The following is a 15,879-nucleotide window of genomic DNA, read 5'->3' on the forward strand; positions in this document are numbered from 1 at the left end:
ATTAGCGGTCGCGCAACATCTCAGCAACTAAAAATGCGAGCTCAAGTGATTGAGAGTGATTCAAGCGTGGGTCACAAGCACTCTCATAACGTGATGCAAGATCTGATTCTAAAATTTGTTCCCCTCCGCCAACGCATTCGGTAACGTCATCTCCGGTTAATTCAATGTGAATGCCACCTGGATGAGTGCCCAGTGATTTATGTACTTCAAAGAAGCCCTTTACTTCATCCATAACATCATCGAATTTACGTGTCTTATAACCAGAGGGTGCTTCATAGGTATTGCCATGCATTGGATCGCAGACCCATAAAACCTTTGCACCAGATTTTGTTACGCCATCTACAAGTGCTGGCAGTGCTTCACGAATCTTTGATGCGCCCATACGAGTAATAAATGTAATGCGTCCTGGTTCGCGATCTGGATCTAAACGATTAATAAGGGCAAGTGCATCTTCAACAGTTGATTTAGGTCCAAGCTTTATGCCGATTGGATTTTTAATCTTCGATGCGAAATCAACATGTGCACCATCTAGTTGGCGAGTTCGTTCGCCAATCCAGACAAAGTGGGCTGAGACATCATATGGATCTCCGGTACGTGAATCGATGCGAGTCAAAGCCTTTTCGTATTCAAGAATTAGAGCTTCATGGCTTGAGAAGAAATCAACTGACTTAAACGCTTCTGGGTCCACACCTGCTGATTTCATGAAATCTAATGCGCGACCAATTTCCTTTGCCATCTCTTCATAACGATCACCAACGGATGAGTCACGAATAAATCCTTTATTCCACTCGTGCACACGTCGAAGATCTGCAAAACCGCCTTGCGTAAAAGCACGGACAAGATTGAGTGTGGCAGCAGATGTGTTATAGACACGTACTAATCGTTGAGGATCTGGAGTACGCGCACTCTCTGTGAATTCAAGATCATTGACTGCATCTCCTCGGTATGCCGGCAACGTAACATCGCCACGAGTTTCTAGATCATTTGAACGTGGCTTAGCGAACTGCCCTGCCATACGTCCAACTTTTACAACCGGAAGAGATGAGTAGTACTGAAGCACTGCAGCCATCTGCAAAATAGTTTTGATGCGGTTACGAATGGAGTCTGCTGTGGCTGCTGCAAATGTTTCTGCGCAATCCCCGCCTTGTAACCAAAATGCTTTTCCTTCGGCAGCTAGTGCAATACGTGCTTTGAGATCATCACATTCACCAGCGAAAACAAGTGGTGGAAAAGATTTAAGCTCTTGCACCGCAGACTTAATTGCTGCGCCATCATTTCCACCTGGCCACTGCGGTTGTTGAGCCGCAACTAATCCAGGTGTGAAGAGATTTTCTAATGAAGTGGTCATAGGGATAAGGGTAGAGAACCTTGGGGTATTCGCGCAGGCGAATTACCCGAAGAAAATCTCTGCTTCCTTGTAGAGGGCAGGATCAACGGTTTTCAATTTTTCAGTCGCAGTTGCTAGTGGCACACGCACAATATTTGTGCCGTGAAGTGCAACCATCTTGCCCCAGTCACCTTCGTGAGCGGCAGTAATTGCATGTAACCCAAATCTAGTTGCAAGAACACGATCAAATGCTGTTGGGGTTCCACCACGTTGAATGTGACCAAGAACAGATGTGCGCGCTTCTTTGCCAGTCTTTGCTTCGATTTGTCCTGCTAGCCAATCACCAATTCCTGAGAGTTTGACGTGACCAAATGCATCAAGAGTTTGATCTTTAGTAATCATGTCGCCTTCTTGTGGAACCGCACCTTCTGCAATAACAATAATTGGTGCAAAGCTAGATTTGTAACGAGATTCAACCCATTCGCAGACTTTCTCTACTGAAAAGGGAACCTCTGGAATCAAAATACAAGTCGCTCCCCCTGCAAGACCAGAGTGCAGAGCAATCCAGCCAGCATGGCGTCCCATAACTTCAACAATGAGCGTGCGGTGATGTGATTCGGCAGTTGTATGCAAACGATCAATTGCTTCCACTGCGATATTTACTGCAGTATCAAATCCAAATGTGTAGTCAGTATTGTTTAAATCATTATCAATTGTCTTTGGAACACCAATGACTTTTACGCCAAGTGCATCGAGCTTTGTGGCAACGCCGAGAGTATCTTCTCCACCGATTGCGATCAGAGCATCAATATCCATTTTTGCAAGATTTTCTTTAATCTTTTCAACGCCATTTTCAATCTTAAAAGGATTTGTTCGAGATGAACCAAGAATTGTTCCACCGCGCGGAAGAATGCCGCGAGTAGTTTCAAGATTGAGCGGCTTGGTTAGACCTTCAAGAGGTCCCTTCCAGCCATCACGGAAACCAACAAACTCGTGACCATATTCTTTTACGCCTTTGCGAACTACCGCACGTATAACTGCATTAAGTCCAGGGCAATCTCCGCCACCTGTTAAAACACCGATGCGCACTAGAAAACTCCTAAATAATTTTGTCTTAGATTGGTCAACGTTGACTGGCACAGTCTAGCCTTCACCCATGGCCAACTCGAAATTAGTTGCAGGCGTAGATTCATCTACCCAATCGGTCAAAGTCGTTATACGCGATGCAAATACCGGCGCACTTATTCGCCAGGGCCGCGCTAGCCATACCGATGGCACTGAAATTAATCCACGTATTTGGAAAGAGGCGCTGGATTTAGCAATTATCGAAGCTGGTGGGTTAGATGATGTCGCAGCAATCTCTATTGCTGGCCAACAACACGGAATGGTTGCACTAGATAGCAACGCAGATGTCATTCGAGACGCACTTTTATGGAATGACATGCGCTCTGCGCAAGCCGCGAAAGATCTCAACCACGAATTAGGTGGCGATGCAGAAACTGCACGCAAAGTTGGTTCCGTACTCGTTGCATCATTTACTGCATCAAAACTTCGTTGGATGGCAGATGCTGAGCCAGAAAATGCCAAAAAAGTTGCAGCCATAGCACTTCCCCACGATTGGCTGTCCTGGCAATTACAAGGTGGCAAAGATTTTGAAAAACTATTTACTGATGCAAGTGATGCATCAGGCACGGGTTATTTTGATCCAACAACGTCTCATTATCGCGAAGATATTTTAAAGTTAGCTCTTCGCCATGATGGTGAATACCTACTTCCGCGAATCATTAAGCCGGGTGAATTCGGTGGAACTACTTCTTCCGGTGTTCCTGTTGCAGGTGGCGCCGGTGATAACGCTGGAGCAGCCCTTGGAATTCAAGCAGAACCTGGAGATGTAATCGTCTCACTTGGAACAAGTGGAACTGCATTCGCTGTTTCCAAAACACCGACACATGATGCAAGCGGTCAGGTCGCCGGTTTTGCAGATGCATCAGGACAATTTTTGCCCCTTGTCTGCACACTTAACGCTGCTCGTATTCTTGATGCAGCAACTCGAATTCTTGGAATTTCACATGATGAAGTTGGTCAACTTGCACTGACGGCAGATGCAGGTGCACATGGTCTTTCACTCTTGCCTTACTTTGAAGGAGAGCGCACACCTAATCGCCCCAATGCAAAGGGTGTATTAAGTGGAATGAATTTAGCCAATTCAAATCGTGAAAACATCGCACGAGCCATGATTGAAGGAATGCTCTGCGGATTAGTAGATGCTGTAGATGCCTTAGAAAAACTTGGCGTTGGTGTGCAAAGAATTTTGCTCATCGGCGGTGCTGCTAAAAATCCTGGCGTTGCACCCATTGCAAGTGCGCTCTTTGGCCGCGAAGTGTTAATTCCACCTGCTGGTGAATACGTTGCAGATGGCGCAGCTAAGCAAGCAGCGTGGGCTCTATTAGGTGGAAAAACTGCACCGCAATGGGACTTAGGATCTGTTGTTAGTGTGAATCAAAAAGCAACACCCCATGTTGTTGATCAATATCGCGTACTGCGCGATCAAACCGAGAATTGGTGATTAATTGAGTCGTCGCTCACTATCGTTATTTTTATTTGTTGGCTTGCTATGGGGAATCCCGTACATGTTCATGAAAATAGCCATTGATACCTTCACACCATCTGTCATCGTTTTTGGTCGCGTTATTATCGGCGCAGCCTTATTGATTCCAATTGCGCTCAAGCAAGGTGGCGTGCGCGAGATTATTAAGGGCTGGAAATATGTAGTCCCATATGCCGCAGCTGAAATGATCGGGCCTTGGTATCTAATTTCATCAGCAGAAAAAGACATTTCATCCGGACTTGCAGGCTTACTTGTAGCAACTGTTCCAATTTGGGCAACGATATTTGCATCCGTCAACGGTGATAAAACTGTCTGGCATAGCACTCGATTATTTGGCTTAGTCTTTGGATTTGCTGGCCTTGTGGCACTGGTCGGAATTGAAAGCATCACTGGCAATAGCTCATTGACATCTATCTTCATGGTTTTACTCGCATCCATTCTTTATGCATATGCCGTGAATATGATTACAAAGAAATTACCTGGTGTTTCAGGCATTGCACTCAACGGTGTTGCCATGGGAATCTCCGCGGTTTTCTTTGCACCCTTTGCTTATGTGCAGTGGCCACAAACAGCTATTCCAATGAATGCGATCTGGAGCGTCATTGGACTAGGAGTTTTGTGTACAGCCCTTGCATTTGTTCTCTTCTTTAAAGTCATGGCAGATATCGGTCCTGCTCGAGCATCTCTAGTTACCTATATCAATACAGCATTTGCAGTTCTACTTGGTGTAATCATTTTGTCCGAACCAATTACTCTCGGAATTATGGTTGGACTTCCTATGGTTTTAGTTGGCTCATACTTTGCAAGCCGAAAACCAACGGTCAACGTTTAGTTTTCGCCAAAACCTAACTTTTCTAACATCTTAGAATCGCGCTGCCACTCTTTAGAAACCTTGATATGTAATCCAAGAAATACCTTGGCACCGATGGCACGTTCAATATCAGCGCGAGCACGTGTGCCAATATCTTTTAATCTCGAACCTTGGTGGCCCAACACAATTGCGCGCTGTGAATCTCGCTCAACATGGATAGTTGCGTGAATATCAAAAAATGGTCGGCTTCCCTTTTCTTCTCGCTCTGACATCTCATCGATGGTGACCATGATGGAGTGTGGCAACTCTTGCAGCGCATCACGCAGAGCCGCTTCTCGAATGAGTTCGCAGATAATCTGACCCTGTTCTTGATCGCTTTTAATATCTGTTGGATAAAAAGCAGGTCCTGCAGGCAAAGTCTTGCTAATTAACTCAGCCAACAAATCTATTTGCTCATGAATGGCGGCAGAGACAGGAATGATTTCATCCCATACAAATCCTTTTGCCAAGTCATTGATACCAACTAAACGATTGGCAAGTGACTTCTTCGACATTAGATCTGTCTTAGTAATAACGGCAATCTTCTTAGCTCTTGGATGCTTAGCGATTTCAGCTGCGATAAATACATCACCGGCCCCAGATTCTTCATCTGCTGGCAAGCACATAATGATTGCATCAACTGAATCCATGCTGTGATCGACAACAGCGTTTAGGCGTTGTCCAAGTAGCGTCTTTGGTTTGTGCACGCCAGGTGTATCAACTAAGACAGCTTGAAAATCTGGACCGTTTAGAATTCCGCGGATTGCATGACGCGTTGTATTGGGATGGTGGGATGTAATAGCGATTTTGCTTCCAACTAGCGCATTGATCAGAGTTGATTTACCTGCGTTTGGGCGGCCGACAATGGCTACAAAGCCCGAACGAAAATCACTCATAGACATATTCTCTCATTACGAGAGGTTTAAACCTAAATGCTTAAGAACTCAACGGCATCATTAACTGAAGTCACGATTTCTGCAGCTCTCTCACCAATGAGTCGATGACATCCTTCACTCGTTGGCGAATTAATAGGACCCGGTATCGCCATCACAGGTCTTAATAACTCGGCAGCATCTCTGGCAGTTCGAAGTGATCCACTTCTAAAGGCTGCTTCCACAACCAATGTTGCATTGGAAAGTGCTGCAATTAATCTATTGCGCGTAAGAAAACGAGATGGGATTGCAGTGACTCCCGGCATCACTTCACTGACTAGCGCACCCGATTCAGATATTTCATGAAAGAGTCTTTGATTTCCAACAGGATAATTCACATCGATTCCAGTGGCTATAACGGCAATGGTTTCACCTTCAGCAAATAAGGCTCCCCTGTGAGCGGCTGAATCTATTCCGTAAGCACCACCGCTTGTAATAACCCATCCTCGGTCAACAAATCCTGATGCAAACTCTGCTGCATTTCTTAATCCGTAATTAGTTGGATTACGAGTTCCTACTATTCCTAATTGTGGTTTTGATAAGCAGGTGGCATCGCCCTTGACCACTAATCCAATCGGCGGATTTGAAAGTGAATTAAGAGGATCTGGCCAGAGCGCATCCTCTGGAGTGATAAATATTGCTTGCGCGGTGTGGACCTGGTGAAGTAATTCATCAGCACCCTTAGAAAGCAAGCGAGTAATTATTCGGTTAAATTTCTCACCATCATAAATACCATCACAGAGTGAGTTAAGAACTTGAAAGGCGCCGAACTCTGCAATTTCTCTGCTCCAAAATGGAGAGCCGCCTTCTATTGCATCAAATAAACGTATACGTGAGTTAATTTCTTCATTCATAGCTGCAGAGAATAAATAAGTAAAACCCCTGCATTGGCACTACTTACTAAATATGTGAATTAACCCTTCTTGTTGATAAGGGCTGCAATGTTTGAAAATGAACGTCTATGTTCTTTGCACGGACCATGAGCGTTCAGGGCTTTGGTGTGAGATACGGTGATATAGCCCTTGTGCTTTGCAAAACCATATTCTGGAAAAGAAGTATCTAACTCACGCATAATTCGATCACGAGTTACCTTGGCGATAATCGAGGCTGCACTGATGCAATGGGCTACTTGATCGCCTTTCCACACAGCCAAATTTGCAATCCCAAGTCCATCAATTGCATATCCATCGGTTAACACATAAGCCGGAGTGATTGATAAACCCTGCACCGCTCTGCGCATTCCATCTAAATTTGCCGCGTGTACTCCTCTGGAATCTACTTCAGCCGCCGGCACAATAATTGTTGATATAGCTGCAGCTTTTTGAATCAGTAACTCGTATAAAACTTCTCGCTCTTTCTCACTGACATCTTTTGAATCGCGCACGGCGGCCAAATCTTGGGAAAAAGGATCATGCAAAACAACCGATGCGATAACTAGTGGGCCTGCGCATGCACCACGTCCTGCTTCATCGACGCCAGCAAGAGGTGTAATTCCTGCATCGATTAACTGTGACTCGATTGCAGCCATAGGAAAACTACTTCAGAACAGGAATAGATGGAACAATTTTGGCATTGCCAAATGGCCAGATCACACCAAATACTCGACCAGTCACACGAGTCAGCGGAACTTGTCCCTTGTTGATGTCATCTTGGTGATAACGAGAGTCCGCACTTGCTCCTCGGTGATCACCCATCACCCATATTTTTCCAGGATCAACAGTGATATCAAATGTAATATCGCTGGGATTGTTACCTTTGAAAATATAAGGCTCATCAACTGCTGTGCCATTAATTGTTAACTTCTTATCTGTGCAGCACACGATGCGGTCTCCAGCGATGCCGATCACACGCTTAACTAAATACTGCTTTGCTGGATTTGGCAGTACTCCCACTAGAACTAAGCCATCTTTAATCTTGGTCTTAATCGTTGACTCAGAAGATGAGTCAGCCGCTGGCAGCCATGAAGCAGGATCGCGAAATACGACTACATCCCCGCGATTGATTTTGCCTGAGACAAATGGAAGCTTATTTACAGCTACCCGATCATTGATTTGAAGTGTGTTCTCCATCGAACCAGATGGAATATAGAAAAATTGAACAAGGAAAGATTTAATAAATAAGGAGACTACGAGAGCAACAACAACAAGTATTGGGAGCTCCCGAAGGAGGGATCCCTTACGAAACATGTGTGAAAACTTATGCTTGTTCGGTTGGTGTTTCTTCAGCAGCAACTTCTGCTGCAGGTGCTTCGGCAGCAACTTCTGCAACTGGAGTTTCTACAACTGCTTCAACAACTTCTTCCACAACTGGTTCTGCAACAACGGCTGCAGCAACTGCTACAGGAACAATTGGTTCTGGTGTTGAAAGGATTCCGTCGCCGTAGCCTTCAATGCCATCGCGCTTTTCGCGAATCTTTGCAGCCTTACCGCGAAGGTCACGTAGGTAATACAACTTGGCGCGACGTACATCGCCTTTCTTAACAAGTTCGATCTTTTCGATAACTGGAGTGTGCACTGGGAAAGTACGTTCTACTCCAACACCGTAAGAAACTTTGCGGATTGTAAATGTTTCACGAACGCCATCACCTTGGCGGCGCATAACGATTCCTTGGAAGACCTGGATACGGCTCTTGCTACCTTCGATAACGCGTACGTGAATCTTGAGCTCATCACCAGCACGAAATTGTGGGATGTCTTTGCGCAGCGATGCTGCATCTACGGCGTCAAGTACGTTCATGATTTCCTCAGCTAATTCGTATATCGGTACAGAGTGCTGTACAGGAGACGTATCTTGCCACATGAGCGTGGCCAAGTGAAAATCGGCTAGAGAGCGAGCGTATTTTTCAGGATCTGGTGCAGATGTGGACCAGCAGCCAGAACGAAATTCTGCCCACCGATCTGATGATGGGAGATGATAGCTCCGGCCTCGGTAGCAATTAATCCCCCAGCTGCAACATCCCATTCGTGTAATCCGGATTCAAAGTAGGCATCAACATTTCCAGATCCAACAAAACAAAGGTCAACGGCTGCAGCTCCATTGCGACGGATATCTCTAATTTGCGGCAATAACTTATTTATAAAATCTAATTGCAACGCACGTTTTTCAGCTTCGTATGCAAAGCCAGTTGCAAGCATTGTTCTATTTAATTCAACAGGATCATTGCACGCTAACTTCTTTCCATTATGAAATGCTCCCCCGCCACGAGTTGCCCACCACGTTGAATTAATAGTTGGGCTCACAACAACACCGGCTATAACACCATCTTTATCTTTGGCGGCTATCGAAACATTCCATCCAGACATACCGTAAAAGTAATTAACTGTTCCATCTAGTGGATCAATCACCCATGTAATTCCTGAAGTTGATTCTCTATCCGCACCTTCTTCACCGATCATTCCATCATTGGGACGTTCGGTGAGAATGGATGAAACAATCAGCGCTTCACTGGCCTTATCCATCTGGGTAACAATGTCTACATCACTAGATTTTGTGGAAACTTCTAATACATCCGGACGAGCGCTTAATAACTCTGCAGCCTTTTTGCCTACTCGCAGTGCAAGATCTAATAACTCGGCCTGATCGCTCATAGGTAGAAGTCTAATAGACTGCGCCCATGCTTAAAGCCTATGGAACTCTTCTGCGCATACCTGGCGGATTTAAGTTCTCAAGTGCAGGCTTTATCGGACGCATGCCAATTGCAATGGACTCATTGGCAATTATTTTCATCGTTGTTGCAGCCACAGATTCTTATGCATTGGCAGGGGTACTAACGGCCGTAGGTTCGATAGTTGTTGGAGCTGCAGAAGTGTTCTGGTCACGCCAAGCAGATCAACGTGGTCAAGCAAAAATCTTGCGCCTAGCAGTTCCTATTCGCATCATCGCCTTCTTAATCTTTGTCTTCCTTGTTTCAAAAGATGCACCGATTTGGACGTGGTTTGTCTCTTTGATTATTGCTGAATCAACTGCCATTAACGCAGGTGGATTAGTACGCAGAAGGTGGCTACACACATTAAAAAATGACCCAGATAACAAAGATGGACATCTGGTTAATACTGCTTATTCATGGGAAGCAATGGTCGATGAATTCGTATTCATTGTTGGTCCTGTAGTTGCAACAACGTGTGCGATTAAAATTGCGCCATCTGCAGGAATTTTAGCTGGACTAATTTTCTTGGCGATTGGCTTGCCCTCCCTTGCTGCCATGAAATCCACAGAACCACCTGCTGAACCGAGGAATGAACAAGAGCCACATCCACCAATTCTGAAAAATCGCATAGTGCAATCCATTGTTTTGCCCTGCGCATTCTTAGGTGGATTCTTTGGAGCAGTCGGAATTACCGTTGTTGGTTTTGCAGAGGAACTCAATCATCCAGAGTCCACGGGTTGGCTACTTGCAATTTGGGCAGTAGGTAGCGCGGTTGCAGCACTAGTAAATGGCGCGATTAAATTTAAATCTGCGCAAGCAACTAGATTTTTGATCTATCTCGTAGGACTTACAATCGGAACAGTTCCTCTGCTATTCATGCAAACCATCCCCGCTTTGGCAGTTGCACTATTTATTAATGGTTTATTTATTGCGCCTTTGATTGTTAATGCATATGGCACCGTCGAAAACGCTGTGCCGGCTGGACAAATTACCGAAGCACTCACATGGGTCATTGCAGGTATGCCACTTGGCGGTGCGATTTCTAGCGCACTCGCTGGTGTGGTTATCGATAACTCTGGGGCGCAGATGGCGTTTTGGGTTCCACTTGGCTTTATGTTTGCAGCAATTGTGACAACACTGCCGTACCTCTCCACTTATCGGGCTGCCATCGGTTACGCTCGCACTCGTGACTGACCTTCGATTCACGGGAAAAACGCCAGATGGCGTTCACTTAACCCTGGCTGATAACGATGGCAACGAATTTACTCTGCGCGTCAGTGATTCACTACGTGCCTCAGTAAATCAACAAAGACTCTCATCCGTTCCAGATGACTCAGAGAACATTCTCAGCGTTAAAGATATTCAACGTCGCCTGCGTCTTGGCGAGAGCGCACAAGATATTGCTCGCGACTCTGGAACAAGTATTGAAAAGATCGAACGCTTTGCAGGACCAATTTTGCAGGAGCGCTCATTTATTATCGATAAAGCACATGCGATTATCGTTCGCCGTAATCCTGGTGAGGAACCAGAGCCACTCTTTGAAGTAGTTCTCTCTCGTTTAGAGCCACGTGGTATCTCAGAAGAAGATTTAGTGTGGAATGCATGGCGCCATCACGATGGCACATGGTCACTGTCATTGAGTTATCCAAATAGTGATGGTCATGGGGATGCGATTTGGGAATATGACCCAACTCGTCGCTTGGTCACAGCTCAAGATGAAAATGCTCGTTGGATGATGGGCGATGCACCAGGTGTTACAAAGATTGCAGAGCACACCCGCCCAGAATCCGGATTGATATACACAGATGAACCAGCACCTGCACCCATTCGAATTACATCATCGCCTGAACTAATTAGAAGTGAACCACCTCGCCTTGTTGCACTACGCGAAGAAGCAGATGAGTCCGCTACTCGAGATGGCATTGTTGGTCGCGCAAAAGTTCCTTCATGGGATGAAATTATGTTTGGAGCAGGCGCTGCTAAAAAAGATGATGAGGATGAATTTAACTAACCACTCTGGATAGCAGTGGCACCGAACTCTCTATTTCACTTGATCCACCATGATGTCCCACCATCGCACCTTCTAATGATGTGCGCTCTGGATCAATTAAAATAAGACCACCATGAGCTATCGCAATCACATCGCCCATGCGATCAATCGCATTTTCAACTAGTGATGGACCAAAAATTTTGTTAGCGGCAACTTCTTCTCTCGTAAATACATCTGCACGTGCGCCTAAATATTGCCGCCACTTATCTGCAAAATCTGAACGCGCTGCAGGTGAATCAGCACTTTGTGACAAATACAGATGACGTGCTCGGGGTTCTCCCGCAATCGTTTCTATCCCTGCCAACAAATCATTGTCTTGGCCTAGAACTATTTTTTCATCCACATTAACCATGCCGTGATCAGCGGTTAAAAAGACGCGAGTCCCACGAGGCAATTGAGTGACTAATGCTTTTGCGACGTGATCAACGTAGGCCAATGCCGCACACCACTTATCAGAGCCAACACCATCGCTATGTCCGGCCACATCTAGATCATTGATATAAACATAAGCAAACGATGGTTCGCTTGTGAGCGCCTCTTTGGTCTGCGCAATCATGTCCTCTAAAACATTTGCACCCCGATATGTGGCACCGCGAAATACTGCTTGAGTAAATCCTGTGTTTTCATATCGCTTGGCTGCAATGTGTGAGACGGAAATATTGTGCTCTGCGGCGCGTTCAAAAAGAGTTGGAATGCTCTGCCACACATGCGGATCCACTCGCTCATCCCATTTAAGTGAGTTCAGCACTCTCCCACCGCTTCGAGGAACGCGAACGGTGTAACCAAGCATTGCGTGAGTACCCGGTAATTCTCCAGTCATCAAGGTGGCAAGTGAGGTTGCAGTTGTCGATGGAAAGGAAGTTGTAACAACACCGTGATGCATAAATGAATGCAGGGTTGGAATCAAATCTTTGTGTTTTTCAATAACATCTGCGCCAAGTCCATCTACAAGAAACAAAACTTCTTTTCCGTGTGGTGATTGACCGAGAGATAAAGAATCTTCAGCACTAGTTAGCCCAAGGCCGGCAAATATTGAGGGTGTGATATCGGCCAAATGCATGCTCGTATCTTGCCACGAAGCACGAGTGCTTAGGCAGTATCCTTTCGCTCATGAATTCAGATCTCAGCGATGTATTGAAATATTCAGATGAAGTAGCAGCAGCTCTTGCATCTGGCTCTGCCATTGTCGCCCTTGAATCAACAATTATTAGCCACGGTTTGCCGCGCCCAACAAATCTCGATGTTGCTCGCGAAGTAGAAGCCATTGTCAGGGCCCATGGTGCAACCCCAGCAACAATTGCTGTGATCGATGGAAGTGTTCACATTGGTCTAAGCGATGAAGAACTTGTAACAATTGCAACACGCGATAACATTTTAAAGGCATCTAGCCGCGACCTAGCAATTGCTGTGGCCTTTGGAAAGAGTGCGGCGACCACAGTTGCAGCAACTGCTCACCTTGCAGTGATGGCCGGAATAAAAGTATTTGCAACTGGTGGACTCGGCGGCGTGCATCGCGGTGCACAAGAATCATTTGATGAATCAGCCGACCTCACAGCACTATCTGCACTAGATATCACAGTCATCTGTGCTGGCGTGAAATCAATTCTGGATGTGGGTGCCACTTTGGAACGTCTTGAAACTCTTGCTATCGGTGTCATCGGATTTAAAACTAAAAACTTTCCAGGTTTTTATCTGACCGACTCTGGGTTTGAAATTGAATACCAAGCAGATACACCCGAGCAGATCGCATCTGCCATCAAAGCTCGCACATCGATGAAGACAAACTCCTCTGCCTTAATCGTTGCAAACCCAGTTAAAAACCAGATGGATAAGAAATTACATGACTCGATTTTAGCCAGTGGACTTGCCAGTGCTGAAAAAGAGGGCATCACAGGCAAAGCGGTAACACCATTTTTACTCGAGCACTTTCATACGCAAAGCAAAGGCGACTCGCTTCGCGTAAACATTGAAATCATTAAATCAAATTGCGCGCTAGCTGCAGATATCGCTGTGGCACTGACTAAATAAAATGCCTAAAGTTCTATGCATCGGCGATGTCATGCTCGATGTCGTTGTTAAGTTACAGGGCGCCATTAACTACGGCGAGGACAGCGCATCTAAAATCACCACACACGGCGGCGGCGCGGCAGGAAATGTTGCATCCTGGATTGCCCACACTGGCACACAAGCCACCATCGTTGCTCGTGTTGGAAATGATTCTGCAGGTGCTGCTCTAATCTCTGAATTCGATGATTTAAATGTTGATCATACATCCCTAATAAAAACCAGTGATCCCACAGGGGTAGTTGTTATCTTGGTAGATCAAAAAGGTGAGCGCACGATGTTTCCTGAAACAGGTGCGAACTCCGGATTAACTCTTTCTGACATGCCCGCGCTCACTGGCTTTGATGGCGCATATGTATCTGGTTACGCACTTTTAAATCCACGCTCTCGCACAGGCGTGCTCGAAATGATTGCAAAGATTAAATCCGTGGGCATCCCAGTTTTTTATGACACTGTCACAGTCGGTGCAATGAAAGAAGTAGAGCGTGCGCTGATTCTTTCGTGGCTACCGCTGATGGATTATGTCTTGCCTAATGAAGAAGAAGCGCTCTATGTTGCAGGCGCCGAAGATGTTGATTCGGCTCTGAAAAAATTATTAGAACTCTGCCCTGCAGTAATTATTAAACGCGGAGCAGATGGTGCGATTGCACAAGAACGTGGTGGCAATCGCATAGAAATCGATGCAATAGAAAGTGCGGTTGCAGATACAACTGGTGCAGGAGATAGCTTTGCTGCAGGATTTATCGCAACAAAAATATCTGGTGGGGATCTTCACGCCTCAGCGATGGCTGGAGTAACTCTTTCTGCAACATGTGTTGCAAATATCGGGGCACGCCCGCACGTTGGTCACGCACTTTAGGCGTTGTACTTGGCACAATCGCCCCCATGGCTACGAAGACTCCGCCCAAGGGCAAAAAACCTGCTGGCCCTAAACCAGGTGAATTTCCCGGCAAGATTGTTGATATCGATGTTTCATCTGAAATGTCAGAATCATTTCTGGAGTATGCCTACTCTGTAATTTATTCTCGCGCATTACCTGATGCACGCGATGGTTTAAAACCTGTTCACCGTCGCATCTTGCACCAGATGGCAGAAATGGGATTGCGTCCCGATAAAGGTCACGTGAAGAGTGCACGTGTTGTTGGTGAAGTGATGGGTAAATTACACCCTCACGGTGATGGCGCAATTTATGACGCACTCGTTCGTATGGCTCAATCTTTTTCTATGCGTTTGCCACTAATCGATGGTCACGGAAACTTCGGTTCATTAGATGCTGGTCCGGCAGCAATGCGTTATACAGAAGCGCGCTTGGCACAAGCAGCGCTGACAATGGTTGCCGAAACAGATGAAGACACAGTTGATTTTGGTGCTAACTACGACGGACAGATCTTTGAACCACAAGTATTGCCTGCGGCTTATCCAAACCTGCTCGTCAATGGCGGTTCTGGAATTGCAGTGGGTATGGCGACAAATATGGCGCCGCATAACTTAGGTGAAGTAATTGCAGCAACTAAGCACCTGATTGAAAACCCAACTGCAACAGTTAAAGCGCTCATGAAATTTATTCCTGGTCCAGATTTTCCAACAGGTGGAGAATTAGTTGGACTGGAAGGCGTTCGCGAAGCGTATTCAACGGGCAAAGGTTCCTTTAAGGTCCGTGCAACTGTTGAGATTTCTAAAGTCACAACCCGCAAGATGGGCATCACTATCAAAGAGTTGCCATTTACCATCGGGCCAGAAAAAGTTGTTGAACGTATTGCAGACCTTGCTAAGGCTAAGAAAATTCAAGGCATCTCAGACATCATTGATTTAACTGATGGACAAACAGGCACAAACGTTGTCATCGAACTAAAAAATGGATTTGAACCAGAGGCAGTTCTTGAGCAACTATTTAAGTTAACTCCCATGGAAGATGCCTTTGCTATTAACGCAGTTGCACTGGTCAAGGGTCGCCCGCAGACACTTGGCCTGAAAGAACTACTGCAGGTCTTTATCGATCACCGCATCGAAGTTGTTCGTCGCCGCTCTGAGTTTAGAAAAGCCAAAGCAAGTGGGCGTTTAACTCTGGTCGATGGTCTACTTAAAGCGATTATCGATATCGACAAGGTCATCAAAATTATCCGTGCATCAGATGATGCAAGCATTGCAAAGGATGCTTTGATCAAGGGCTTTAAACTCAATGACGAACAAGTCACATACATTCTTGATATGCCACTTCGTCGTCTGACCAAGATGAGCAAAATCGAACTTGAGACCGAACAAAAAGAACTCAAATCCACAATTGCTGCCCTTAATACACTTTTGAAATCAGAGGATGCAATTAAGAAGCAGGTGTCGACAGAGTTAGATGCTGTGGCCAAAGCATTTGCTACCCCTCGTCGCACACGCATCGGCGCTGCCTG

Annotated in this window: 15 protein-coding genes and 1 pseudogene; 7 read left to right on the top strand and 9 right to left on the bottom strand. The window is 45.8% G+C overall.

Annotated elements, in window-relative coordinates; genetic code table 11:
• Position 1: 1 nt before the first annotated feature.
• Positions 2 to 1,348 (bottom strand): class II 3-deoxy-7-phosphoheptulonate synthase, encoded by a 1,347-nt coding sequence (locus tag PHILAsVB114_RS04295; RefSeq protein ID WP_095698152.1) that lies wholly within the window; start codon positions 1,346 to 1,348, stop codon positions 2 to 4.
• 42 nt (positions 1,349 to 1,390) lie between these two features.
• Positions 1,391 to 2,416 carry a 6-phosphofructokinase gene (locus PHILAsVB114_RS04300; protein ID WP_095698153.1) on the bottom strand — a complete coding sequence of 342 codons (1,026 nt, stop codon included), beginning with the start codon at positions 2,414 to 2,416 and terminating at the stop codon, positions 1,391 to 1,393.
• A 67-nt stretch (positions 2,417 to 2,483) separates the two neighbouring features.
• Here PHILAsVB114_RS04300 and xylB point away from each other — a divergent pair, with 67 nt between their 5' ends.
• Positions 2,484 to 3,893, top strand: a complete 1,410-nt coding sequence (gene xylB, locus PHILAsVB114_RS04305; RefSeq protein ID WP_095698154.1) for a xylulokinase — start codon at positions 2,484 to 2,486, stop codon at positions 3,891 to 3,893.
• Positions 3,894 to 3,897: 4 nt separating this feature from the next.
• Complete coding sequence (locus tag PHILAsVB114_RS04310) at positions 3,898 to 4,767, top strand: DMT family transporter (RefSeq protein ID WP_095698155.1); 870 nt, start codon at positions 3,898 to 3,900, stop codon at positions 4,765 to 4,767.
• On the opposite strand, the gene era is transcribed toward PHILAsVB114_RS04310, so the two are convergent.
• The 6 genes from era to PHILAsVB114_RS04340 all read right to left on the bottom strand — a co-directional run bounded on the left by era (position 4,764) and on the right by PHILAsVB114_RS04340 (position 9,304).
• A complete protein-coding gene (gene era, locus PHILAsVB114_RS04315) occupies positions 4,764 to 5,681 on the bottom strand; it encodes a GTPase Era (RefSeq protein WP_095698156.1) in 918 nt (305 codons plus the stop codon). The genes PHILAsVB114_RS04310 and era overlap by 4 nt on opposite strands.
• 32 nt (positions 5,682 to 5,713) lie before the next feature.
• On the bottom strand, positions 5,714 to 6,571 hold the full coding sequence (dprA, locus tag PHILAsVB114_RS04320) for a DNA-processing protein DprA (protein WP_204246762.1): 858 nt from the start codon (positions 6,569 to 6,571) through the stop codon (positions 5,714 to 5,716).
• Positions 6,572 to 6,630: 59 nt separating this feature from the next.
• Positions 6,631 to 7,245: a ribonuclease HII gene (locus PHILAsVB114_RS04325; RefSeq protein ID WP_095698157.1), complete on the bottom strand. Its 615-nt coding sequence runs from the start codon at positions 7,243 to 7,245 to the stop codon at positions 6,631 to 6,633.
• Between the two features lie 7 nt (positions 7,246 to 7,252).
• The gene (gene lepB / locus PHILAsVB114_RS04330; protein WP_095698158.1) at positions 7,253 to 7,903 is read right to left on the bottom strand and encodes a signal peptidase I; all 651 of its coding nucleotides are present in this window, start codon (positions 7,901 to 7,903) and stop codon (positions 7,253 to 7,255) included.
• Positions 7,904 to 7,913: 10 nt separating this feature from the next.
• Positions 7,914 to 8,453: a 50S ribosomal protein L19 gene (rplS, locus tag PHILAsVB114_RS07065; RefSeq protein WP_095698159.1), complete on the bottom strand. Its 540-nt coding sequence runs from the start codon at positions 8,451 to 8,453 to the stop codon at positions 7,914 to 7,916.
• A gap of 86 nt (positions 8,454 to 8,539) precedes the next feature.
• Positions 8,540 to 9,304 (bottom strand): inositol monophosphatase family protein, encoded by a 765-nt coding sequence (locus PHILAsVB114_RS04340; RefSeq protein ID WP_095698160.1) that lies wholly within the window; start codon positions 9,302 to 9,304, stop codon positions 8,540 to 8,542.
• Positions 9,305 to 9,330: 26 nt separating this feature from the next.
• Here PHILAsVB114_RS04340 and PHILAsVB114_RS04345 point away from each other — a divergent pair, with 26 nt between their 5' ends.
• Together PHILAsVB114_RS04345 and sepH are read left to right on the top strand one after the other, a co-directional pair.
• Positions 9,331 to 10,557 carry an MFS transporter gene (locus tag PHILAsVB114_RS04345; RefSeq protein WP_095698161.1) on the top strand — a complete coding sequence of 409 codons (1,227 nt, stop codon included), beginning with the start codon at positions 9,331 to 9,333 and terminating at the stop codon, positions 10,555 to 10,557.
• A complete protein-coding gene (gene sepH / locus PHILAsVB114_RS04350) occupies positions 10,550 to 11,374 on the top strand; it encodes a septation protein SepH (protein ID WP_157906148.1) in 825 nt (274 codons plus the stop codon). The genes PHILAsVB114_RS04345 and sepH overlap by 8 nt, the downstream gene beginning before the upstream one ends.
• On the opposite strand, the gene PHILAsVB114_RS04355 is transcribed toward sepH, so the two are convergent.
• Positions 11,367 to 12,473 (bottom strand): alkaline phosphatase family protein, encoded by a 1,107-nt coding sequence (locus PHILAsVB114_RS04355; protein WP_095698163.1) that lies wholly within the window; start codon positions 12,471 to 12,473, stop codon positions 11,367 to 11,369. The two genes, sepH and PHILAsVB114_RS04355, sit on opposite strands and share 8 nt — an antisense overlap.
• 50 nt (positions 12,474 to 12,523) lie before the next feature.
• Here PHILAsVB114_RS04355 and PHILAsVB114_RS04360 point away from each other — a divergent pair, with 50 nt between their 5' ends.
• The 3 genes and pseudogenes from PHILAsVB114_RS04360 to PHILAsVB114_RS04370 form a co-directional block, all read left to right on the top strand.
• Positions 12,524 to 13,441, top strand: a complete 918-nt coding sequence (locus PHILAsVB114_RS04360) for a pseudouridine-5'-phosphate glycosidase (RefSeq protein WP_095698164.1) — start codon at positions 12,524 to 12,526, stop codon at positions 13,439 to 13,441.
• Between the two features lies 1 nt (position 13,442).
• Positions 13,443 to 14,336, top strand: coding sequence for a carbohydrate kinase family protein (locus PHILAsVB114_RS04365; RefSeq protein WP_095698165.1), 894 nt, complete (start codon positions 13,443 to 13,445; stop codon positions 14,334 to 14,336).
• Between the two features lie 17 nt (positions 14,337 to 14,353).
• A pseudogene (locus PHILAsVB114_RS04370) lies at positions 14,354 to 15,862 on the top strand (DNA gyrase/topoisomerase IV subunit A); the annotation flags it as partial.
• Positions 15,863 to 15,879: the final 17 nt, after the last annotated feature.

Source organism: Candidatus Planktophila limnetica (assembly GCF_002288365.1).
In the GTDB taxonomy this organism is placed as follows: domain Bacteria; phylum Actinomycetota; class Actinomycetes; order Nanopelagicales; family Nanopelagicaceae; genus Planktophila; species Planktophila limnetica.

Coding starts and splice junctions, on each gene's coding strand:
- PHILAsVB114_RS04295 (WP_095698152.1), bottom strand. CDS start 1,348: ATGACCACTTCATTAGAAAATCTCTTCACACCTGGATTAGTTGCGGCT.
- xylB (WP_095698154.1), top strand. CDS start 2,484: ATGGCCAACTCGAAATTAGTTGCAGGCGTAGATTCATCTACCCAATCG.
- era (WP_095698156.1), bottom strand. CDS start 5,681: ATGAGTGATTTTCGTTCGGGCTTTGTAGCCATTGTCGGCCGCCCAAAC.
- dprA (WP_204246762.1), bottom strand. CDS start 6,571: ATGAATGAAGAAATTAACTCACGTATACGTTTATTTGATGCAATAGAA.
- PHILAsVB114_RS04325 (WP_095698157.1), bottom strand. CDS start 7,245: ATGGCTGCAATCGAGTCACAGTTAATCGATGCAGGAATTACACCTCTT.
- lepB (WP_095698158.1), bottom strand. CDS start 7,903: ATGTTTCGTAAGGGATCCCTCCTTCGGGAGCTCCCAATACTTGTTGTT.
- rplS (WP_095698159.1), bottom strand. CDS start 8,453: ATGAACGTACTTGACGCCGTAGATGCAGCATCGCTGCGCAAAGACATC.
- PHILAsVB114_RS04340 (WP_095698160.1), bottom strand. CDS start 9,304: ATGAGCGATCAGGCCGAGTTATTAGATCTTGCACTGCGAGTAGGCAAA.
- PHILAsVB114_RS04345 (WP_095698161.1), top strand. CDS start 9,331: ATGCTTAAAGCCTATGGAACTCTTCTGCGCATACCTGGCGGATTTAAG.
- PHILAsVB114_RS04355 (WP_095698163.1), bottom strand. CDS start 12,473: ATGCATTTGGCCGATATCACACCCTCAATATTTGCCGGCCTTGGGCTA.
- PHILAsVB114_RS04360 (WP_095698164.1), top strand. CDS start 12,524: ATGAATTCAGATCTCAGCGATGTATTGAAATATTCAGATGAAGTAGCA.
- PHILAsVB114_RS04365 (WP_095698165.1), top strand. CDS start 13,443: ATGCCTAAAGTTCTATGCATCGGCGATGTCATGCTCGATGTCGTTGTT.